The organism is Mucilaginibacter sp. L196 (assembly GCF_009765905.1).
GTDB lineage: Bacteria > Bacteroidota > Bacteroidia > Sphingobacteriales > Sphingobacteriaceae > Mucilaginibacter.
In genome coordinates this window covers 956,663-979,565 of sequence record NZ_LMUO01000019.1, presented here as the reverse complement: position 1 = coordinate 979,565, position 22,903 = coordinate 956,663, and the positions used below count along the sequence as shown (strand labels likewise).

Here is a 22,903-nt window from a genome sequence, read left to right as displayed (position 1 = left end):
ATGCTGGTTTGTTAGATAAGATTTAAAGAATATAACAATCTACTTTAATAATGGCGAGTTAACCCTATTGTTTTCTGTTTTCGCTAGAAGTTTTCCGAGTGCGACCAATAATAATGAAAAGCCCAGGAAAACTATCACCAAACCTCCGATATTTAAAAACACCTTAGCATACCCTAAACTGCCTGCATCCATAAAGGGATATGAATAATCCCCGGTTAATGTACCACGAATAATCACATATACGGCATAAATTAATGGATATACTAGCCATAAACCTACATTCCATTTTAAATTTAGTTTAGATGTGCAAAATATCCAATACAGGATGAAAAGAGCCGGCATTACCACATGCAAAAGCTCATCACCAAATTTTTGTAAACCTTGCGGATTCCAGATCTGCCTTAATATAAGATTATAAATTAAGCTTACTATAATAATATAAACGGTTAAAGCGGAAACGACTGAAATACGAGAAAAAAACCTCCCCCACGAAGATTTAAGGTTAAATAGTGCAAATATTACGCAAGCAGTAACTAAAATATTGGTTTGGATGGTAAAGAAGCTAAAGTATTTAATCAGCGTTGCCCCAATGGGTATTACCCTGTTTATAATGGTTGCATATAATTGTAATATGATTGCAATTACACCTGTTAAAGCAATTATGCCCAAAAATATCTTTTTGCTTTTTCCATCTATCATATATAAATGTAGGCAGAATATTTAACCCTATATAATTTGATAACTGTTAATTATTCAAGGCTTATGCTTGCTACTCTTTCTTTTTACCAATATGTAATCCTTTTTTCTCTCTTTCTAATTTATTTTGCTCACGCGATTCAGCTATTTCGTATTCCAACTCCGGATCAATATTTTGTTCCTCTACTTTTTTAGCTTTTTCCAATAGCAATTCATGGTTTGCTTGTAACCATTCCAATTGTTTTTTACCATAGGAGAAACGTGTAAACAAGACAAACAATACCGGAACAACAAATATTGAAATGGTTGAAGAAGCTACCATCCCGCCCAAAACCGTTACCCCAATAGTGTTTCTTGATGCGCCACCCGCTCCTGTTGCCAGCGCCAATGGTAATACGCCAAGTATAAAGGCCATTGAGGTCATTATTATCGGCCTTAAACGTAAGCGGACCGCCTCCAATGTCGCCTCCAGTAATTCTATACCCTGATCCACGCGTATTTTGGCAAACTCTACAATTAAGATGGCATTTTTAGCGGATAAACCGATAAGTGTGATCAAACCAATTTGGGCATACACATTGTTTGTAAGCTGATTTTGTGTAACGAGCGGCCATAGCGTTAAGAAAACTATTGCACCAAAAGCACTAACCGGTACCGCAAGCATTACCGAGAATGGTACTGACCAACTTTCATATAACGCAGCCAGGAATAAGAACACGAACACAATGGAAAACATGAAAATATAAACCGTGAGCGATCCTGCTTTTATTTCTTCATAGCTTAAGCCCGAAAACTCAAAGGTATAACCACGTGGCAATACAGTCTCCGCAAGATGTGTTAATTCATCCAACGACTGTCCGCTACTATATCCATCAGGTATCGATCCATCAACTTCAGCTGAACGGAAGATATTAAAGTGACTGATCAGCGGTGCAGCTATAGTAGGCTTGTAACTAATAACGCTGCTTAAAGGTGTCATGTTACCTACCGAATTACGCACATAGTATTTATCCATGTTTGATATCAATGCACGATACTGTGTATCTGCCTGTATAACAACATGATATGTTCTATTGTATAGCGTAAAGTTGTTTACAAACAAACTACCCATATACGCTTGCATTGTTGAAAATACGTCTGAGATATTTATACCCAACTTCTCGCACTTAGCTCTGTCGACGGTTAGATCGTAACTTGGTGTATGTGCTGAAAAATAACTGAATGCCGTTGATGTAGCAGGTTTTTTTTGAGCTGCCGCTACAAACTTATGTACTGCCGCTTCAAACTGATGTATATTATCAGTCGAATTTCCCTGCTCAATTTGCATGCTGAAACCAGCTGCGATACCGATACCCCTTATTGGCGGCGGCTGTATCACCACAACACTGGCATTTTTTATACCGGCCTTGGCAAATCTGGTTGTAAGCACTTTCATTATCCCCGGGAACATAGTACCTGGTGTTGTACGTTCATCCCATGGTTTAAGCATCAGGAACATAGAACCACTATTGGAAGTAGCACCACCGTTAAGTATGTTAAAACCGGAAGAAGCGGCATAATGCAGTATCCCGGGAGTGCTTGTTACTATCTTCATTAGCTTTTCCATCACCTGGACAGATTGCGAAGTTGAGGAAGCATCGGGCAACTGGTAAGTAATGTACAACCTTCCACCATCTTCCGATGGTACAAAACCCGATGGTTTTAATTTAAACAGGTATATCGTGCCCACACAAATACAGGCAAGCACCAGTATTACAACCCATGAGTATTTAATGCACCTTCTCACCCCATTAACATACCTAGCAGTTATTCTTTCGAAAGTATTATTGAAAAACTCGAAGAATTTCTCGGTCCACCTTACGAGTAAATTTTTGCTTTTAACCTCGTGGTGTGATGGACGTAATAATAATGTACAAAGTGCCGGTGTTAAAGATAGCGCTACAAATGCAGATATGATAACCGATATTGCAATGGTTATAGCGAACTGCTGATACAGCCGCCCTACTATACCGGGTATAAAACCTACCGGGACGAATACAGATGCCAGGATAAGAGCGATAGCTATTACCGGAGCTGATATCTCCTTCATAGCCTGGTAGGTAGCTTCCTTAGGCGACATATGCTGCTCATCAATATAATGCTGGACGGCTTCCACCACGATAATAGCATCATCCACGACTATACCTATTGCCAGTACAAAACCGAACATGGTTAAGGTATTGATGGTAAACCCGAGTGGTATAAAAAAGATGAACGTAGATAGTATGGATACCGGGATGGCTACTATAGGGATGATGGTAGATCTCCAGTTTTGAAGGAATAGTAATACCACTATCGCAACTAGGCCCAAGGCTTTTAGAAGCGTGCCAACCACTTCATCCATGGATACTTTGATGATAGTAATTGATTCAAATGGTACACTATAGTCAACATCAGCCGGAAATGTTTTTTTCAGCAAGGCAAGCTCTTTATAAACATTATCGGCGGTTTGTAATGCATTGCTGCCCGGCGACTGGAATATTTGAAGTATTGACGCACGCTTACCATCAACAAATGAGTTACTGGCAAAGGTAAATTTGCCTAATTCTACTCTGGCTATATCTTTTAAATAAACCATTGCCCCTGTGGTAGGGTTTGTTTTAACAACTATCTTTTGGTAATCAGAGGCTTTGTTGAGCATACCGTTCACCAAAATACCTGTTTCAAAAGATTGTGAACTACGTTGCGGCGGGGAGCCTACTGCACCGGCTGCTACATAAACATTTTGGGCAGTTAAGGCCGAATCAACATCGCCGGTTGTGATATTATAAGATGCCATTTTATCCGGATTCATCCAGATACGCATACTAAACTGATCGGCACGCGCGGTTACATCACCTACGCCGGGTACACGTAATATTGCATCTAAAATAAATGTGTTGGTATAATTATCCAAAAATGTAATATTGTGCATTCCATTTGGTGAAAATATCCCAACCAGCATTAGCATATCCGGGTTACTTGCACGTACAGTTAACCCTAATTTACTTACTACTGCCGGTAGTGCAGGACTTGCAATACCCACGCGATTTTGAACGTTTAAGGCGGCTATCTGTACATTGGTACCAATGTTAAAGGTAACCCTTATGCTCATACCGCCACTATTGGTATTGGTGCTTTGCATGTACTCCATACCCGGTGTGCCGTTTACCTGTTCCTCTATCGGCGTAGCTACTGTTTGCTCAACAGTTTCCGCATCGGCACCGGTATACGAACCTGATACCGAAACACTTGGCGGAGATATATTAGGATACTGATCGACTGCCAAATTAAAAAGACATATCAACCCGGAAATCATTAAAACCAGGGAGATAACAATAGCAGTTACAGGCCTTTTTATAAATGTGTTAGCGATCATGCTTGACCTGGTTTATTCAGTTCGCGAGATTTTTGTATCTCAAATTCAAGTTCAGGATCAATATTTTGCTCTTCAACCTTCTTAGCTTTTTCCATTAACTCTTTATGGTGAGACTTCAGGTATTCTAGTTTTTCCTTACCATAAGAGAACTTGGTAATAATTACATACAGTACCGGAACCACAAATATGGCTATGGTAGATGCCGCAAGCATCCCGCCTAATACAGTGTAGCCTATGGTTCGTCTTCCTACGGCACCGGCACCTGTTGCCAAAACCAAAGGTAGCACACCTAATATAAAGGCTAAAGATGTCATTACAATAGGGCGTAAACGTAAGCTAACTGCGTCCAATGTTGATTTGAGTAATTCCTCACCCCTATCTACACGCACTTTGGCAAACTCTACGATCAGGATAGCGTTTTTAGCAGCCAGACCTATCAGTGTAATTAAACCTATTTGCGCATATACATTATCTGTTAAGTCAGGTACGCATACCAATGCCAGTATGGCCCCAAAAGCACCGATAGGAACCGCTAATAGTACCGAGAACGGAACAGACCAGCTTTCATACAAAGCAGCTAAGAATAAAAATACAAACGTGATTGAGAACATGAAAATATAAATGGTGGTTGAACCAGCTTTTATTTCCTCATAACTCAAACCTGAAAATTCGTACGCATATCCTGTAGGTAAATCTTTCGCTGCCAATTTTTGCAAAGCATCCAGCGCTTGTGTGCTGCTGTATCCAGGCTTGTTAGAACCGTCGATCTCGGCTGAACGGAAAATGTTAAAGTGCGATATTAATGGCGCTGCAACTGTTGGCGAATAACTAACTAAAGTTCCTAATGGCACCATTGTACCAGCCTGGTTACGTACATAATATTTATCAACGTCTGATATCATGCCACGATAAGCTGTATCAGCCTGAACTACTACGTGGAATGTACGGGCATAAGTAGTGAAGTCATTAATATATAAACTACCCATAAATGCCTGCAAGGCGGTAAAGACATCGTTGATGTTAACTCCGAGTTTTTCGCATTTTTCCCTATCGACTGTTAAATTATAATTCGGTGTGTGCGCTGTATAAAAAGTATACGAACTGGTAATAGCCGGATCCTTATTAGCATCCGCAACAAACTTATTCATTACAGTTTCAAATTGCTGTAAATTATCGTTTGTGCTACGCTGTTCAACCTGCATACTGAAACCTACTGTTGATCCAACACCTGGCAATGGTGACGGTTGTATAACTTCTACAGCAGCATTTTTTATTCCCGCCGAGTCTATACGTCTTTGTAGTTCACCAACGATACCCGGCACCTGTTCTGTTGATTTGCTACGCTCATCCCACGGAGAAAGCTGGCAGTAGATTGTACCATTGTTGGAGTTACTTGCATTGGTAACTACGTTTAAGCCTGATAATGCTGCATAATGTGCTACACCCGGTGTAGTGCCAACAACTTTCATCAGTTGCTGCATAACATTTGTTGCAGCCACCGTTGATGATGCCGGTGGCAACTGATAGGTAACATACAGGTTTCCATCATCCTCTGAGGGAATAAAGCCGGTTGGTTTAACTTGAAACAATAAATATGCTCCAATACACACGCAAACTAATAGTATAACTATGTATTTAGCACCGGCAATACACCTTCTTACACCTTCAGTATAGCTATCGGTAATACGTTGAAACCAATCATTAAATTTGGTAAAATATTTGGTGAGACCTTTATTTTTCTGACTCTCATCAGTAGGTTTTAACAGTAACGTACAAAGTGCCGGTGTTAACGATAAAGCTATAAATGCTGATATAATAACTGATATAGCGATGGTTATTGCAAACTGCTGATATAAACGGCCTACAATGCCGGGAATGAACCCAACAGGAACGAACACCGCCGCAAGGATCAACGCGATAGCGACAACCGGGGCCGATATATCTTTCATGGCCTGATAAGTTGCTTCCTTAGCCGACATTTTATCATGATCGATATAGTGCTGTACGGCCTCCACCACAATAATGGCATCATCCACCACAATACCTATCGCCAACACAAAACCAAACATGGTTAAGGTATTGATACTAAAGCCTAATGGAATAAAAAAGCAGAATGTACCAAATATAGATACCGGAATAGCCAAAATAGGGATAAGCGTTGAACGCCATGTTTGAAGGAATAAAAACACTACTACCCCAACCAAACCCAGGGTTTTTAACAAGGTACCAACAACGTCTTCCATCGAAACCTTTACCACTGTAACCGCTTCAAACGGAACGCTGTAGGTTACATCAGATGGGAAGGTTTGTTTTAACTTGGCAAGTTCATCATAAACACCTTTTGCAGTTTGCAATGCGTTACTGCCCGGTGCCTGGTATATTTGCAAATATGATGCGCGGTGCCCATCAACAAATGAGTTACTTGAGAAGGTAAACTTGCCTAACTCAACCCGGGCTATATCTTTAAGATATACTAAAGCACCTGTAGAAGGTATCGTTTTAACAATGATGTTTTCAAACTGTGGAACTGTGCTTAAACGACCATTTACCAAAATACCTAACTCGTAGGTTTGACTTGATGACTGTGGTGGTACACCGGCGGTACCCGCGGCAACCTGCACGTTTTGCGCATTTAACGCATTGATAACATCTGTTGGAGTTAAGCTGTAGGATGCCATTTTATCTGGGTTCATCCAGATACGCATACTGAAATCATCAGTAAACTTGCTGATACTACCTACACCAGGTACACGTAAAAGCGCATCCTGTATAAAGATGTTGGTGTAATTATCTAAGAAAGTAATATTGTGTGTGCCTTTAGGTGCATAAATTGCCACCATCATCAGCATGCTTGGGTTTACCGCACGTACAGTAAGGCCTAAACGACTTACAACGGCAGGTAATAATGGAGTGGCAATACTTACACGGTTTTGCACATCAAGCGCGGCAACATCAATGTCGGTACCTATTTTAAAGGTAACATTCATTTGCATCAGCCCGTTGTTGGTGCTGTTGCTCTGCATGTATTCCATGCCAGGTGTACCGTTTACCTGTTCTTCTATCGGGGTAGCCACTGTTTGTTCAACAGTTTGGGCATCGGCACCGGTAAATTGGCCATTCACCTGTACAACAGGCGGCGTAATATCCGGGTATTGGTCAATAGGTAAAACAAGGATACTAACGATCCCCGTGATCACCAATACAATAGATATAACTATAGCAGTTACCGGTCTTTTTATAAAAGTATTAGCAATCATATATTAAATTTCAATGGATAGAAGCTGTATATAATCATTCCGGTATTATTTCCCTTTTTTACCACCAGATGCAGGCGGTACTACATTCTTGGTTGTAATTGGCGCACCATCATGTAACGTTTGAACTCCGTCAGTTACTACCCTATCGCCTATATTAATACCGCTTTTTATAATAATGTTGCCGCCTATAACCTGGCCAACCTGCACTTTTTTCTCTACTGCAATCAGCTCTTTCTTTTTATCTTTAGCAGAGTCAGCTTTGGCTGCCGGATTGTTAACCATGGTGTCTTTGGCCATGTAAATAAAATATTCACCCATTTGCTCCACAACTGCTTTATTCGGGATCACCATTTGTGGTGCTTCATCCTGATTATGCACCCTTACTAAACAGCTCATACCCACCCTTAAATCTCCTTGGGGATTAGGGAATACCAACCTGATCCTGATAGCACCTGTTTGAGAATCAACCGCACGATCAATAACCGAGATTTTTCCTAAATAGGGATAAATTGAATTATCAGGCAAAGCGATGGTAAACAATGAATCAACAGGTTTCTTATTGCGCAGCATTTTTTCAAACCTTGGCAACTGTTTTTCGTTGATGATAAAATCAACCGCCATTGGGTTATCAGTTGAAATGGTATTTAATATAGTAGTGTTAACCGATACCACATCACCCAATTTAACATTACTGAAACCGATTGTACCATCAAACGGGGCGTAAATTGTTGCAAAACTTAAATTTGTTTTTGCTGATTTTACCGCTTGTGCCGATGCTTTCACCTGGCTTTTTGAATTAACAAGTGTGATTACAGCATGATCATACAATTGTTTAGCTACCGCGTTATATTTATTCAAATATTCATAGCGATCGGCATCTTGTTGAGATTGCACCAACGTACCTTGTGATACCTTTAGGTTGGCTACTGCTGCATCATAGTTATCTTTGTAAATTTTTGAATCTATATCATATAACTTCTGACCTTTTTTCACATGAGTACCTTCTGTGAAGAATATTCCAGTAACATCACCTTGTACTTGGGGTAATATATTAACCTGCATTAATGCCTGTGTAGTTGAAGGGTATTTATCATAATACAACACCGTTTGTGCCTTAACCTTCATTAAATTAACGGGTACCTCATTATTTTGAGGGGGTTGTTTTTTACCGCAAGCGCTTAGAATTAAGCAGCTTGCAAAAACCATATTTAAAATTATTTTGTTCATGCCAGGTTGTGATTTTTGCGTTAGTATGTGATGGTGCCCATTGCTTTTTGCAGGTCGATCTTGTTAGATAGTACCGTAAATAAAGCGTTTAGATAACTGATTTCTGATGATATTAAATTGGATTCGGCTGTGATAACGTTCAAATATGCCACAATGCCTTGTTTATATTGTAACTGAACAACAAAGTAAACCCTTTTGGCCAATGTTACATTTTTTTGCAATAGCTCAAGGTTATACATATTGCCCTTATAATTAGCTAATGACGAGGTGTACTGAGAATAAATTTGTGATTTTAGGTCGACAGCATCCCAGTCCAATTGCCTTTCTTGTAATCTGGCTTTGCGTAAATTGTTTGTACGGTAAAAGCCAGTAAAAATTGGTATGCTGACTGATAAGCCAATCAATGATGTTGGATAAGAACTATTAAACAGCTCGGAAGCTTTGTTACTTTCAAAATCAAGATTATAATTATAGAAGGCTGATACTGTAGGCAGGAATGATAACCGGTAATAATTAACCAATTGATTTTGTAATGCCAGTTGTGTTTTTACTTGTTGAACTTCAATGCGTTTTTCATAGTCCAGTTGCTGAGTGGTATCGATATGAATATCCCGCATCATTTGCAGCGTATCAAAATCCACATTAAATTGCTTTGCAGGCGGATAGCCCATGTATTGCTTTAATACAGCATACTCAGGAACAACATTTTCATTTGCCTGTTTAAGTTGAGCTTTTGAGTTATTTAAAGATATTTCTGCCTCTTCATAATCGGTTTCGTCAACAATACCACCAACATATTGATGATAAGAATCGCGCAAGCTTCGGCCTAAGCGGGCGGTGTCTTCCTTTAAAACATTAATTTGCTCCAGCGTAAGCAGCACGTTATAAAATGATTTGCTTACTGTAGATACGATGAATATTTTAGTACTATCGCTTACTTGTTGCGCTTGCTGTATGTAAAAAGGCGCGCTTTTGGCGGCATACAACAAACTTGGGTTAAAAATAGCCTGCGACACCTGTAATTCGGGTACGAATGTATTACCATAAGTGGTACGAGTACTTGTTGCAGATGTTCCTGTTGATGTACTAGTTGTTGGTACAGTAGTGCCACTGCTGCTTTGTTGTATATAATGCACCAGATCGCCATTGGCACTAACCTGTGGCAACCATCCTGATAAATTTATAGAGTTTGTTGCATGGGCAATATCAACACCTATCAATGCTTTGTTTATTGAAGGTTGATGTTCAAACGCGTAATTGATACATTGCCTAAGTGTGAGATAATCAACAGCCTTATTGCTGGTATCTCTGCCAATGGGTACAAATAATTTATTTGTATCGGGGGTTTGTGCAAAACTATGTATTGCTACAACTGAAAGACAGGCGATTAACAAAACCCTGCGGGTTAGAATACCTGGAAAATCATTGATTAATTTAGCTAAGCAAGATAATTTGTATTTCATAATTTCATAGCGGTACTAATTGTGCTGTATATACACCCGTAAACCGTAACTGTTTGCAAAAATGATAAAATACCTGATTATAATAAGTAACAATATTGTTAAGCGTTCAATAATAAACTATAGATATAAGATTGTTACTTAATAATATAAATAATATCATTGTTTATATGCTATTCTTATTGTTATTTATACTACCTATCTAACAATAAAACAAGTACTTATTTAGTTTTTCCTGCTAAAAAAAATGAACTTATAATCACTGAGATTTAATAGAAATACAATTTGAGGTACACCTATTTTATCAATCGTTTTATATTTCAAAACCTGAGGTTTTATTAAAAACTGGCATAATAACAGCGAAATTAAAATATAACAGATACCTTAGTATACTCTAATTGACTTTATAATTGTTTTATCAGGATCAACACAATTCCACTCCCCTATCTTTAAACGAAGACGAGCGATTAGCGTCACTTCGTTCATATAATATATTAGATACCGCAGCAGAAAAGGACTTTGATGAACTAACAACACTCGCTTCTGTAATTTGCCAAACACCAATAGCGTTAATAAGTTTAGTTGATACAGAGCGTCAATGGTTTAAATCACATATAGGTTTAGCAGGTTCTGAAACGCCAATAGAACAATCATTTTGTGCACATGCCATCGTTTCTTATAATGAGATTATGATAGTTGATGACGCACGTAAAGATGAGCGTTTTGCAGATAATCCATTAGTTACCGGTAATCCTAAAATAGTATTTTATGCAGGCGTACCATTAATTAATGAAGAAGGCTTTGCACTGGGAACACTTTGTGTTATTGATCGGAAGAAAAAACAGTTAAGCGCCGAACAAACTACTGCTTTAAAAGTACTGGCCAAACAAGTGGTTGACAAATTGGAGTTAAGAAGAAAAATTACGGATTTGCAAATTGCTAATCAGGAGCTAAGAGACGCGAATGTATTTATACAGAAGTTTGCTTCGACAGCGGCCCATGATATTAAAAACCCTTTAAGTAGCATATTGTTAACATCACAGGCGTTAAAAATACGCCTGCAAAAACTACAGGATGAAGGCTGTAGCCGTCTTATTGATCTTAATATCACATCAACAACGCGTTTAATTAGCCTGCTTGATGAAATGTTGGATTATTCAAAAGATCCATCGTTGCTGTTAGTGAAAAAATCTGAAATAGATTTAAAACAATCTATAAAAAAAGTTGTCAGTATGATTAATATACCTGATAATCTTGAAATTATTTTACCGGATACCAATCCTAAATTAACACTTTCCATAGTTGCTTTTGAGCAGATATTTATCAATTTAATAAGTAATGCTATCAGGTATAATGATAAACATCAAACCATAATTGCTATTCGTTTTGCAGAAGACGACGAGTATTACAAATTTGAGGTAGAGGATAATGGAATTGGTATAGCAGAGGCTTACCACGAAAAGATATTCAGCAATAGCTTTACCTTAAAAATCACCGATCGCTATAATAAAAAAGGCACCGGAATTGGGTTGGCAACTGTAAAAGACCTTATTAAGGCCTTAAAAGGCAATATCTACGTAAAATCTACTCAGGGTATAGGCACTACATTTTTTCTATCTATAAAAAAATAAAAAACTCCTATTTCTTGGGCCTATTGTAAAGCTTGCGCAATTTATTCTTTGCTTTTTCGAGCGTTTTTTTTCAAACTTGGTTGTCCGGTGAATACTTATTTTAATTTCACCGCTTAATACTGGTATCGAGCTTAATTAAACCAGCTCCACCGTTGGCGCTGTAATCCATTGATTGGGTATCGCCGGTATACCTGATGATATTCGCTGTATCACTCTTGGTTTTATCGGCAGGTACCTGATAAGAGTTTTGCGCAGTATCCTGGCCGCTTCCAGCCGTATGATCGCCAATACATCCAGTAAAAGCTGCTGTAGCCAATAAGGCAAATGCTATTTTTATATTTTTCATAATTTTTATAGTAATAACAACTATTTAGTTGTACAGTTTTAGCTAATTAAATTCTATTAAACAACAACGCCCGGTATTAACCGGGCGTTGTTAAGTGTGATTCTCTTAACGTTATCTACGATGACCGCCGCCGCCACCTTGATGACCACCGCCGCCTGCCGGACGACCGCCACCGCCCGTAGGACGAGCCTGCTGCCTTTGCTGTTGCATTTGTGGACGAGCTTGTTGCTGCCTTTGCTGTTGCATTTGTGGGCGAGCTTGTTGTTGCCTTTGCTGCGGGCGTGCTTGCATACGTTGTTGCTGCGCCTGATGACGTACAGCTGTATTTTGTTGGCTATGCTGAACCTGTGTATTCCTTTGCGGAGCAGCAGCACGATGTGAAGTTGTTGCAGCATTGCGAGTTGCACCACCTCTGTTAGTAGCACGCACAGCAGGTGCAGCATGCCCCTGAGCGCCCAACCTACTACCATTAGCCCTATTCATGGATGCAACTGAAGGCCTGCCCTTGTTTACCGAAGCACGCTGATTGCGGTTACCTCTGGCGCTGTTTTGAACAGCCACCTGGTTACGTGTAGCCTGAATATGATGACCACGTGCGGCTAAAGCATCCTGCCTTGTTGGCCTTGCATTTGAGCCGCCGGGGCCGTTAAAACTATAACGATTATTGTTGCGTACGTAATTGTTGTTAACGTAAGTATTACGAACCACGCGTGAATTTACTCTCCACGCAGCAGTATTATACCTAAACCTGCCGCCAGACCACATACCGCCGTAAAACCCTATGCCGCCGTAACCGAAGCCATAATTAATACCCCCATAATAGCCCACACTTAAGCCCCAATAGCCTGCATGGAAACCATAATAACCACCTGCGAAAGCCCAATAAGGCGGGGTCCATAAATAACCAGGGTCAGGTGGAGCCACCCAAACCCCCGGAACCCAGTAATAGTCATTATCGTTATTGTCCCATGCCCAATAACCCGGAGTCCACAAGTAGCCATCAACCGGGCATTCGGGTTGTACATAAACAGGTATAGCTGGAGGCGCTATACGAGCTGATATTCCTATGCCCACACTTACCTGGGCATAGGTACAGGGCGCTGCTATTGCAAGGCCCGTAATCAACAGTATACTTTTTATTATCGTTTTCATTATAGTATGTTTTTTATATGAACACGATAATTAGGTAAAGGTTTAAGATACTGGTTTATTAATTGTAATATATATTAAAAGTTTATCTTTAACTTTTAAACCAATATGATTTAATTGATCAATTATTATGAAATTTTTAGAGGTTATATCGGTTCCTGTTAGTAATCAGGAGGCGTCAAAACAGTTTTATTTGACTATTGGATTTGAGGTAATTATTGAGGCACCGATGGGCGATGGAAATACCTGGATACAATTAGGCATCCCGGGGCAGGCCACATCTATTTCACTGGTAACCTGGTTTGCACAAATGCAACCCGGCGGATTAGCCGGTGTGGTAATAAAAACCGAAGATATTGAAGAGGACGTAGCCGAACTTAAAGCCAAAGGTGTAAATATTAAAGATATTGATCCAACACCATGGGGTAAGTTTGCAACTTTTTATGATCCGGACGGTAACAGTTTTGTTTTACGCGAAGGGGAATGACCTGAGCAAAATATCATAATTACAAGTATAAATAAGGAATTGTTCATTTAATATACCGCTTGATGCGCCCCCTTAAAATCCCCCCATACATAAACAGCTATTTAAAACTCGACTATTTTTCAAAAGATGTGTTAGCGAGTATTGATAAGATTTATCATAATTTATTAAAGGGCGAACCGGAAGTTTCAATAGTTATGCCCGCTTATAACGAGGAAACCAATATTGTGCAAACACTTGCATCCCTTTGCAATAATGTTACAGGCCGATCGGTGGAGATAATTGTGGTAAATAATAACTCGAGGGATAAAACAGAAGAATTAGTAAAAGCCTGTGGTGTTACCTGCATATTAGAAACTACGCAAGGCATCACCCCTGCCCGTAACACAGGATTGGGAAAAGCTACCGGTAAATATATTTTGAATGCCGACGCGGATACCATATACCCAAAAGATTGGATAGAGGAAATGGTAAAACCTTTGGATAATGATGCTAATGCTATTACTTATGGCCGGTTCTCATTTATCCCAGTGGGTAGCACAGGTAGGGGTACTTATTTCTTTTATGAATATTTCTCTGATTTAAGCAAGTTATATAACAAGCAATTTAAAACCGAAGCTGTAAATGTCTATGGTTTTAATTCGGGTTTCAGGCGTGAACAGGGTTTGCAGGTTGATGGGTTTAACCATCCGCCGGGATCAAACGAAGATGGTTACCTGGCACTAAAATTAAACAATAAAGGGTTTGGGAAACTTTACCAGGTAACCAGCCCCAAGGCTATAGTTTGGACAACCGACAGGCGCATACAAATTGATGGTGGCCTAATTAAAGGAACCATAAAACGTATAAAAAGGATATTTAATATTACCTAAACACAGCCGGAAATTCTTCTTTTAAACCCATCAGCACATTACCCATCACATTATCAAGTTGATTTACCATCGCTTTAAGATAGGATGGATCTGTACCACTATTATGTTCCAGCCCACGTATAACATCCGTTAACGATGTTATACCAAAATGACTTAATGAGGGTTTTATTTTGTGTGCCAGCTGGCCAACTTCTGGCCAGTTATTATTATCGGCCGCAACCTTAAGAGCTGTAATATCATTACTTACAGCATCCGTAAAAACAAGTAAAAGCTTTTCTAAAAATTCCGGATTATTATCACTTATGGCGTATATAGTAGTTAAATCGTAAGGTTTATTGGCACTCATTACTTTGTATAGTTTCAGATAAATGTATAAACTTTTATCAATGTAAAAAATATCATTTATAACATTTCTTATGAAACATTTGGCGCTATTTTACGTAAGCCAAACATAATAACAAAGCATTCCGTACACTGTAATTTTCTTAATATTAAAAAAATTACAGCGTTTTTTGTTTACATTAGCTACATCGTTTAATTTATATATGAGCTCAGCCACCGCTACTAAGCAAATCAGGATTCTTATTGTTGAAGATGATTTATATATGCAGCTTATTTTAAAGGAGTTTTTAAGCAATCAATATAAAACTGAAATCTTTGTTAATGGTATGGATGCTTTAGCCTCTATACAAAACGGCAATATCCCCGATTTGATCATTTCTGACTTAAATACTGCTAAAATTACCGGCCTTGAATTACTTGCGCAATTACAGGCGAGTGACTTTTTTAAGACCATACCTGTTATAATTGTTTCAGGCGAAGATAGCTCTGAAAAAAGAATATTATGTTTGAATAGCGGCGCAGATGATTATATAGTAAAACCATTTAACCCGGCAGAACTAGAAGCAAGAGTGAGAGTAGTTTTAAGAAGAGTTGGTAAATAGCCCCCTTAATACCATGACGGATAGTGCTGTGATACCTAAAAGCGATCAAACAATTGCTTTATTGCGTGCCGATGAAGATTTGTACGCAACCCTTGCAAATGAGTGCGATTTTGGTGGCCGCCAGCTTATCAATTTCAAAGATGATGAAGAATTATTTTCGGACTGGGAGCAAAAAAAGCACAACATAGTAGCCATAATTTCCAAAAGCGATATACTGGGTAGATACGGGGTAAACCTGATTGAAAGCCTTAATAAGCGGCATTTTAATAAAGTACCGGTATTATTAATTGGCAAACACATAGACAAAAACCTACGCAAGATTGCATTAGATGCAGGAATTACTGATTTTTTCGCTAGGCCCATCAAAGTTAAAAACATTGAAAACAGGGTTAATTTTTTAATTGATCATTGGGGCGAAATACATGTTAAGTTAAAAAAGAATAATCAGGTAGTATATAAAAATCCATTTGGCAAACGTGCATTTGATATATTCTTTTCCGGGATGGCACTGCTGTTTTTGTCGCCTATATTTTTGGTGGTTTATATCTGGATAAAATTGGAATCAAAAGGCCCCGCCTTTTATTACTCATATAGAGTTGGAACAGGCTACCGGGTGTTTAAATTTTACAAATTTAGATCGATGTATGTGAATGCGGATAAGCGATTAAAAGATCTTAAACATTTAAACCAGTATGATATAGAAGCAGGAACGGGAGAAAAAATAACAAATGATAGTGGCTTTTTATGTAACGATTGTACCATTTACGGAAAATGCCAGTTCCCGCTATATGCAGACAAGATAAGATGGTGCGAAAAGCAATACCAGGATTCAAGAAAATTAAATCACGATTCGGCATTCTTTAAGATAAAGAATGACCCGAGGATCACTAAAATTGGCAACTTCATCAGGAATGCGAGTATTGATGAACTACCGCAGCTTTGGAACGTATTTATTGGCAACATGAGCATTGTTGGCAACAGACCGCTGCCTTTATATGAAGCTGAAAAATTGACTACTGATAAATATGCCTTACGCTTTGCTGCTCCCGCAGGAATAACCGGCTTGTGGCAAGTTGAAAAACGTGGCAAGGGCGACATGAGCGAAGAAGAACGTTTGATGCTTGATAATACCTACGCCCAAAATCATAGCATGATTAACGACCTGAAGTTGATATTCAAAACTATCCCCGCCCTATTGCAAAAAGAAAACGTTTAGATAATCTTAATTTTCTTTCCACATTGCTTGTTGTTACTAATATTTTTAGCAATTTTGTTATATGAATCAAAACTCCATACAAGTAAAGGCTGAAGCGAGGGTGTTGTTTGTGGATATGAACAGCTTTTTTGCCCGTTGTGAACAGCAGGTAAATTATTGGCTGCGCAACCGCCCTGTTGGTGTATGCGTTTATACCGGCAAATATGGTTGTGTGATCTCATTATCTACCGAAGCAAAGGCGTTGGGTATAAAAGCAGGCACACGTTTAAACGATGTAATGGCTTTGCACCCTGATTTCATCCCCGTTGAAAGTAATCCGGCCCGTTATCGGCAGTTTCATACCAAAATAATTAACGTATTACAGCAATATTGTCAGGACGTAGTGCCTAAAAGTATTGATGAAGCTATCATAAACCTAACCAATTACGAACATTCAGACCCGTTAACCATTGCCCGGCAAATTAAGCGGGATATTTTGACCCAGGTTGGCGATTGGCTGGAATGCTCTGTTGGTATAGCACCCAATGCGTTTCTGGCCAAATTAGCCTCTGTTCGTGGTAAAAAAACGGGTGGGTTGATGATGATTACCCCGCAAAATATTGATAGCGTTTTGAGTGAATTAAAGCTTGGTGATTTGCCGGGTATCGGGGGAAATATGTCGTACAGATTAGAACGTGCCGGAATTAAAACGCCACTTGAAATGCGCTATGCAACGCCACAACGCTTAAAAGGTATTTTTAAAAGTATTGACGGCATTTATTGGCACTATCGTTTAAATTTTATTGAAACCAATATAGTAGCGCATGATTATAAAGGCATGCAGGCTATGCGGCAGATCTCCGCAGAAAAAAGAAAACAGCCTGAATATATAGAGCAATTATTCATGACGCTTTGCCTCACTTTGGAGAAACGCATGGTGTATCACAAATTTTATTGTAAGTCGATAGGTTTTACTGCCCGCTATGAAGATGGCACCCGATGGGATGATGGCTTTGCTATAACCCTCCCCATACAGGATGCCGTAAGCCTGATGCGCATGATAAAATTAAGAGCGGATAAGTTTGAAAAACTAACAGGTACCGGCCCCATATTCAATAACAATATCATCCAGATGCGGGTAGCTGTAACCAACTTTGTGAATACCGGCAATATGTTCTATAGTCTTTTTGACGATATGGAGCGCCAGGATACCGCACTAAAAACCATGCACGAGATAAAGAACAAATTCGGCTCTGATAAACTGATCCGTGCTATGGAAATGACCGATGGTAAGGTTATTAAAGATGTTATCGGCTTTGGTTCGGTAAAAGATTTAACAGAATTGGATTACAAAATGCCATCTGCAACAGCCAAAAACCTATTACCAGACGAAGACTTTTTTGATCAGAGATATTAATATAGATGAGGGTTTACCTGCTTAAATCGGGCTTTTATTATCCGCCTAAAAACCCTACTTTTGCGCTTCAATGAAGCACATTCGTAATTTTTGTATCATAGCGCATATTGACCACGGTAAGAGTACTCTTGCAGACAGGTTATTAGAATATACTAACACCATTACTCAACGTGAGTCGCAAGCACAATTGCTTGACGATATGGATCTTGAGCGTGAGCGCGGCATCACCATAAAAAGCCATGCCATACAAATGGATTACGAAATGGATGGGCAAAAATATACGCTCAACCTGATTGATACTCCAGGCCACGTTGACTTTTCATACGAAGTTTCACGTTCAATAGCTGCCTGCGAAGGCGCTTTATTGATTGTGGATGCAGCGCAGGGAATACAGGCGCAAACCATATCGAACCTGTACTTAGCTTTAGAAAACGACCTGGAGATTATCCCGGTTCTTAATAAAATGGACCTACCTGGTGCTATGCCCGAGGAAGTTAAAGACCAGATTGTTGAATTGATCGGTTGTAAACGCGAGGATATTTTAGAGGCATCAGGTAAAACAGGTATGGGTGTGCACGAAATGTTGCGCGCCATTGTTAACCGTGTCCCCGCCCCGGTTGGCGACCCGGATGCGCCATTACAGGCGTTGATATTTGACTCTGTTTTCAACTCGTTCCGTGGTATTATCGCTTACTTTAAGGTGGTAAACGGCGAGATACGCAAAGGCGAAAAAGTAAAATTCGTAGCTACCGAAAAGCAATATTTTGCTGACGAGGTTGGTACGTTAAAACTAAAACCTTTTGCAAAGGATGTAATTAAAACCGGTGATGTAGGTTACATCATTTCCGGTATAAAAGAAGCCCGTGAAGTTAAGGTTGGTGATACCATTACCAGTATTGACCGCCCGTGCGAAGTGGGTATACAAGGCTTTGAAGAGGTAAAACCAATGGTATTTGCCGGTATTTACCCGGTTGATACCGATGATTTTGAGGAGCTGCGCGAATCAATGGGTAAGTTGCAATTAAATGATGCCTCTTTGGTTTTTGAACCGGAATCATCAGCCGCGTTAGGCTTTGGTTTCCGTTGCGGTTTCTTGGGCATGTTGCATATGGAGATCATCCAGGAACGTTTGGAGCGTGAATTTAACATGACGGTAATTACTACCGTACCTAACGTTTCCTATATTGCACACACTACCAAAGGTGACCCGATAATAGTAAATAACCCATCAGATCTACCTGACCCAAGCAGGATAGATTATGTGGAAGAGCCATATATCAAGGCTACAATCATTACCAAATCTGAATTTGTGGGTTCGGTAATGTCATTATGTATCCAAAAACGTGGCTTTATCAAAAACCAGTCGTATTTAACGTCAGATCGTGTAGAGCTGATATTCGAGATGCCAATGGGTGAAATCGTATTTGATTTTTACGATAAACTAAAAACTATATCTAAAGGTTATGCCTCGTTTGATTATCACCAGATCGGTTACCGGCAGTCGGATTTAGTAAGATTGGATATCCGTTTAAACTCAGAACCGGTTGATGCGTTATCATCATTGATATACCGCGGTAACTCGTTTGATTTTGGTAAAAAAATATGCGAAAAGTTGAAGGAATTAATTCCCCGTCAACAATTCGAAATAATTATACAGGCATCTATCGGCGCTAAAATTATAGCCCGCGAAACAGTTAAAGCTTTACGTAAAGATGTTACCGCCAAATGTTACGGTGGGGATATATCGCGTAAGCGTAAATTGTTGGAAAAACAGAAAAAAGGTAAAAAGCGCATGCGCCAGGTTGGTAATGTAGAGATACCACAATCGGCTTTTATGGCGGTGTTAAAACTGGATTAAGCCCCCCAGCCCCCTGAAGGGGAGCGACTAGCACGCTGCGGGAGCTATAAAAATATTTATTCACTATTCTTCCCCCTTCAGGGGGTTAGGGGGTTACAATGCAATTACTTGACGGAAAATACGTATCAGAAAAACTTAAGGTTGAAATAGCTGAGGAAGCGGCTAAAATATTGGCAGACACAGGCCGCAAACCACATTTGGTGGCGGTATTGGTTGGTCATGATGGCGGCAGCGAAACTTACGTTGCAAGCAAAATAAAAAACTGTGAAAACGTAGGCTTTAAATCGAGCCTGGTTCGTTATGAGGATACCGTTACCGAAGAAGAGCTACTTAGAAAAGTTGAAGAACTGAATGCTGACGCGGACATAGATGGTATCATCGTACAACTTCCCCTACCCAAACATATCGACCCTGAAAAAGTAACCGAGCGTATTGATTACCGTAAGGATGTTGATGGTTTCCACCCGGTTAATTTGGGGCGTATGCAGCGTAATTTGCCATCATTCATCCCAGCAACCCCCTATGGCATTACTTTGATGCTAAAAGAATACGGTATTGAGACCGCAGGCAAGCATTGCGTGGTAGTTGGTCGTAGCAACATTGTTGGTTCGCCGATGAGTATTTTAATGGCGCGTAACGCTAATCCCGGTAATTGCACCGTAACTATTTGTCACAGTCGCACACCAGATATTAAGAAATTCACGTTGGACGCTGATATATTGATCGTAGCTATCGGCAAAAAGAATTTTATTACCGCAGATATGGTTAAGACAGGCGCAGTGATCATCGACGTAGGTATGAATCGCGAAACATCAACCGTAACCAAATCAGGCTTTAAGCTTTATGGTGATGTTGACTTTGAAAATGTAGCACCAAAAGCGTCATGGATAACCCCGGTACCGGGCGGCGTTGGTTTGATGACCATTATTGGATTGTTGAAGAATACTTTGGCATCGGCTAAGAAAGAAGTTTATTCTTAAGTTGATCGGGTTAAGTAGGTTGACTGGGTTATAAATCCAACTTAATCAACCTACTTAACTCAATAAAGTATCAATCAACATCATTTAAAAGCCTGTTTTATCTTTTCCCAAAGGCCAGTTATACCGATGTAAATATCATCACCCCTAACTTCAACCGGATAAGTTTCCACATAATCATTTTGGCCCGGACTACCCCTGCCTGTATGTAGATTAAAAGAGAAGCGATGTACCGGACAAACAAGCTTTCCTTCAGCGCACCATCCACGGCTTAAATCTTCGCCAGCATGCGGGCATATTGCTGACAAAGCAAATAGCTCACCCTCATACCCCACTAAACAAATGCTTTTGTTGCCGACTTTTACTTTTTTAATGAATGGCTGATCTGTTTTCTTTACATCCGGTATTTTATACCACTTCATCTATCAAAAATCGATCTTTAAATTCATAACTGAAGGATCTTTTATTACAGCATCCATATTAGTTATTAATGTTACGCGTTTCCTATCGGCAGAAACAATGGCTCTGGAGTTTGACACCTTTTTAACGGGCTTAGCAAAATTAAGCACCACCTTGTAAGGCATATCTATTAGCATAGCCTTAGCCATGGCGAGTGTTGATTGGGTCTTCTTTAAAAAAGCGTTAAATTTAACTTTATCAATTATGCGGTAAAATCTGTGGGGGGTAATATCGTACGAATAATAGTCCTGCCCGGCAACAAGTTCCTGCGCGTCGAAACCATTTGAAGGGCCGCTTTCTTTGGTGACTGAGTTAAGTTGTTTGCTGCTCATCGATATTTTTGAGATATGCTGTAAATAGTATTGCAGGTCGGCAGTATTTTTTGAGAAGTGATTGATACTTACTTTCATCACACTTTTTTGCAGGTCCATTTTAACATCAAGAGTACTACTTTTTGCCATGTTTATATCATCCAGGTTCATTTTCATCTGGGTGCTATCGGGCAGGGCACTGTAAAAGTTGAGCGAAGTATCTTTTTTTATGGCGAATTGCGGAGTGGCGCGAACGGAATCAGACATCAGGTTCATCAATACTGATACGGCTTTACCCATATCAAACGTATAAACTACGTTACATGATCCATCAGCCTTAAAATCATAATGTTCTTCAATATCCACGCATGAGCTGAAGCTAAACAGCACTAAAAAACCAAGTAAAATTCTGATTTTTTTCACAGCGTAAAATTTAAGTAATAATAAATAAAAATAACAACAATTAAAACACCAAGTAACTGAAACATATTAGATTATCATTAGAAAACCACCTTTTACCTTTCAACTTTAACCTTTCAGCTTAAAAAAGTACCTTTGCGGCTTATTATGGCACACCAAATACCGGATGACGGCACATTGCTTCCTTTAATGGAAGAGTTTTATACCATACAGGGAGAAGGATACAATACCGGTAAGGCAGCATATTTTATACGCCTTGGCGGCTGCGATGTTGGCTGCCATTGGTGCGATGTAAAAGAAAGCTGGGACGCTGAACTACACGCCCTTACCGCTGCTGATATAATTGTAGAGAACGCGATGCAGCACCCCGCTAAAGCTGTTGTAATTACCGGTGGCGAACCGTTGATATATAACATGGATTACCTTACTGCGCAACTACAGCAAAGGGGAATCAAAACCTTTATTGAAACATCCGGCGCTTACCCGCTTTCAGGTAGTTGGGATTGGATTTGTTTGTCACCCAAAAAATTTAAAGGTCCAACGATCAGCGTTGCTGAAAAAGCGCATGAGCTTAAGGTTATTGTGTTTAATAAATCGGATTTTGAGTGGGCCGAGCAGCATGCCAAACTGGTATCACCTGATTGTAAGCTATATCTGCAACCGGAATGGTCGAAATCAAAAGAGATGATCCCGCTTATTGTGGAGTACGTAATGAATAACCCACACTGGGAAATATCATTACAAACACACAAATATTTAAATATCCCTTAATAAATGTAACTTAGGGTACAAAATATCGTATC

General features: G+C 39.5%; 19 protein-coding genes. 9 read left to right on the top strand and 10 right to left on the bottom strand.

Translation table 11 applies throughout. From position 1 onward, the window contains the following. Positions 1–39: 39 nt before the first annotated feature. The 5 genes from GSQ74_RS20610 to GSQ74_RS20590 all read right to left on the bottom strand — a co-directional run bounded on the left by GSQ74_RS20610 (position 40) and on the right by GSQ74_RS20590 (position 10,040). Positions 40–699 carry a Pr6Pr family membrane protein gene (locus tag GSQ74_RS20610; RefSeq protein ID WP_158996089.1) on the bottom strand — a complete coding sequence of 220 codons (660 nt, stop codon included), beginning with the start codon at positions 697–699 and terminating at the stop codon, positions 40–42. Positions 700–769: 70 nt separating this feature from the next. Next, entirely contained in the window at positions 770–4,093 is a 3,324-nt protein-coding gene (locus tag GSQ74_RS20605) for an efflux RND transporter permease subunit (RefSeq protein WP_158996088.1), read from the bottom strand. Beyond that, positions 4,090–7,350: an efflux RND transporter permease subunit gene (locus tag GSQ74_RS20600; protein WP_158996087.1), complete on the bottom strand. Its 3,261-nt coding sequence runs from the start codon at positions 7,348–7,350 to the stop codon at positions 4,090–4,092. Before GSQ74_RS20600 ends, GSQ74_RS20605 begins: the two co-directional genes overlap by 4 nt. Before the next feature lie 45 nt (positions 7,351–7,395). Beyond that, positions 7,396–8,475 carry an efflux RND transporter periplasmic adaptor subunit gene (locus GSQ74_RS20595; RefSeq protein WP_216846790.1) on the bottom strand — a complete coding sequence of 360 codons (1,080 nt, stop codon included), beginning with the start codon at positions 8,473–8,475 and terminating at the stop codon, positions 7,396–7,398. A gap of 122 nt (positions 8,476–8,597) precedes the next feature. Further along, positions 8,598–10,040 (bottom strand): TolC family protein, encoded by a 1,443-nt coding sequence (locus tag GSQ74_RS20590; RefSeq protein ID WP_158996085.1) that lies wholly within the window; start codon positions 10,038–10,040, stop codon positions 8,598–8,600. A 407-nt stretch (positions 10,041–10,447) separates the two neighbouring features. On the opposite strand from GSQ74_RS20590, the gene GSQ74_RS20585 reads away from it, so the two are divergent. Then, on the top strand, positions 10,448–11,668 hold the full coding sequence (locus tag GSQ74_RS20585) for an ATP-binding protein (protein ID WP_158996084.1): 1,221 nt from the start codon (positions 10,448–10,450) through the stop codon (positions 11,666–11,668). A 106-nt stretch (positions 11,669–11,774) separates the two neighbouring features. Here GSQ74_RS20585 and GSQ74_RS20580 read toward each other — a convergent pair whose 3' ends face one another. Together GSQ74_RS20580 and GSQ74_RS20575 are read right to left on the bottom strand one after the other, a co-directional pair. Next, positions 11,775–12,014, bottom strand: a complete 240-nt coding sequence (locus tag GSQ74_RS20580) for a hypothetical protein (RefSeq protein ID WP_158996083.1) — start codon at positions 12,012–12,014, stop codon at positions 11,775–11,777. Positions 12,015–12,125: 111 nt separating this feature from the next. Further along, a complete protein-coding gene (locus GSQ74_RS20575; protein ID WP_158996082.1) occupies positions 12,126–13,166 on the bottom strand; it encodes a YXWGXW repeat-containing protein in 1,041 nt (346 codons plus the stop codon). Positions 13,167–13,293: 127 nt separating this feature from the next. On the opposite strand from GSQ74_RS20575, the gene GSQ74_RS20570 reads away from it, so the two are divergent. Together GSQ74_RS20570 and GSQ74_RS20565 are read left to right on the top strand one after the other, a co-directional pair. Continuing rightward, positions 13,294–13,650, top strand: coding sequence for a VOC family protein (locus GSQ74_RS20570; RefSeq protein WP_158996081.1), 357 nt, complete (start codon positions 13,294–13,296; stop codon positions 13,648–13,650). Between the two features lie 62 nt (positions 13,651–13,712). Further along, on the top strand, positions 13,713–14,519 hold the full coding sequence (locus GSQ74_RS20565; RefSeq protein ID WP_158996080.1) for a glycosyltransferase family 2 protein: 807 nt from the start codon (positions 13,713–13,715) through the stop codon (positions 14,517–14,519). Here the strand turns inward: GSQ74_RS20565 and GSQ74_RS20560 are convergent. Further along, entirely contained in the window at positions 14,512–14,865 is a 354-nt protein-coding gene (locus GSQ74_RS20560) for an Hpt domain-containing protein (RefSeq protein ID WP_158996079.1), read from the bottom strand. The genes GSQ74_RS20565 and GSQ74_RS20560 overlap by 8 nt on opposite strands. Before the next feature lie 199 nt (positions 14,866–15,064). Between GSQ74_RS20560 and GSQ74_RS20555 the strand changes: the two genes are divergently transcribed. The 5 genes from GSQ74_RS20555 to GSQ74_RS20535 all read left to right on the top strand — a co-directional run bounded on the left by GSQ74_RS20555 (position 15,065) and on the right by GSQ74_RS20535 (position 20,913). Then, positions 15,065–15,463, top strand: a complete 399-nt coding sequence (locus tag GSQ74_RS20555) for a response regulator transcription factor (protein WP_158996078.1) — start codon at positions 15,065–15,067, stop codon at positions 15,461–15,463. Between the two features lie 13 nt (positions 15,464–15,476). Beyond that, the gene (locus GSQ74_RS20550) at positions 15,477–16,679 is read left to right on the top strand and encodes a sugar transferase (RefSeq protein WP_158996077.1); all 1,203 of its coding nucleotides are present in this window, start codon (positions 15,477–15,479) and stop codon (positions 16,677–16,679) included. A gap of 61 nt (positions 16,680–16,740) precedes the next feature. After that, positions 16,741–18,075 carry a DNA polymerase IV gene (locus GSQ74_RS20545; RefSeq protein ID WP_158996076.1) on the top strand — a complete coding sequence of 445 codons (1,335 nt, stop codon included), beginning with the start codon at positions 16,741–16,743 and terminating at the stop codon, positions 18,073–18,075. A 70-nt stretch (positions 18,076–18,145) separates the two neighbouring features. Next, positions 18,146–19,933, top strand: a complete 1,788-nt coding sequence (lepA, locus tag GSQ74_RS20540) for a translation elongation factor 4 (protein WP_158996075.1) — start codon at positions 18,146–18,148, stop codon at positions 19,931–19,933. Positions 19,934–20,031: 98 nt separating this feature from the next. After that, positions 20,032–20,913 carry a bifunctional 5,10-methylenetetrahydrofolate dehydrogenase/5,10-methenyltetrahydrofolate cyclohydrolase gene (locus tag GSQ74_RS20535; protein ID WP_158996074.1) on the top strand — a complete coding sequence of 294 codons (882 nt, stop codon included), beginning with the start codon at positions 20,032–20,034 and terminating at the stop codon, positions 20,911–20,913. Between the two features lie 80 nt (positions 20,914–20,993). On the opposite strand, the gene GSQ74_RS20530 is transcribed toward GSQ74_RS20535, so the two are convergent. Both GSQ74_RS20530 and GSQ74_RS20525 read right to left on the bottom strand, forming a co-directional pair. Next, positions 20,994–21,332 carry a Rieske 2Fe-2S domain-containing protein gene (locus tag GSQ74_RS20530; RefSeq protein WP_158996073.1) on the bottom strand — a complete coding sequence of 113 codons (339 nt, stop codon included), beginning with the start codon at positions 21,330–21,332 and terminating at the stop codon, positions 20,994–20,996. Positions 21,333–21,335: 3 nt separating this feature from the next. Then, complete coding sequence (locus GSQ74_RS20525) at positions 21,336–22,103, bottom strand: hypothetical protein (protein ID WP_158996072.1); 768 nt, start codon at positions 22,101–22,103, stop codon at positions 21,336–21,338. A gap of 144 nt (positions 22,104–22,247) precedes the next feature. Between GSQ74_RS20525 and GSQ74_RS20520 the strand changes: the two genes are divergently transcribed. Beyond that, the gene (locus tag GSQ74_RS20520; RefSeq protein WP_158996071.1) at positions 22,248–22,871 is read left to right on the top strand and encodes a 7-carboxy-7-deazaguanine synthase QueE; all 624 of its coding nucleotides are present in this window, start codon (positions 22,248–22,250) and stop codon (positions 22,869–22,871) included. Positions 22,872–22,903: the final 32 nt, after the last annotated feature.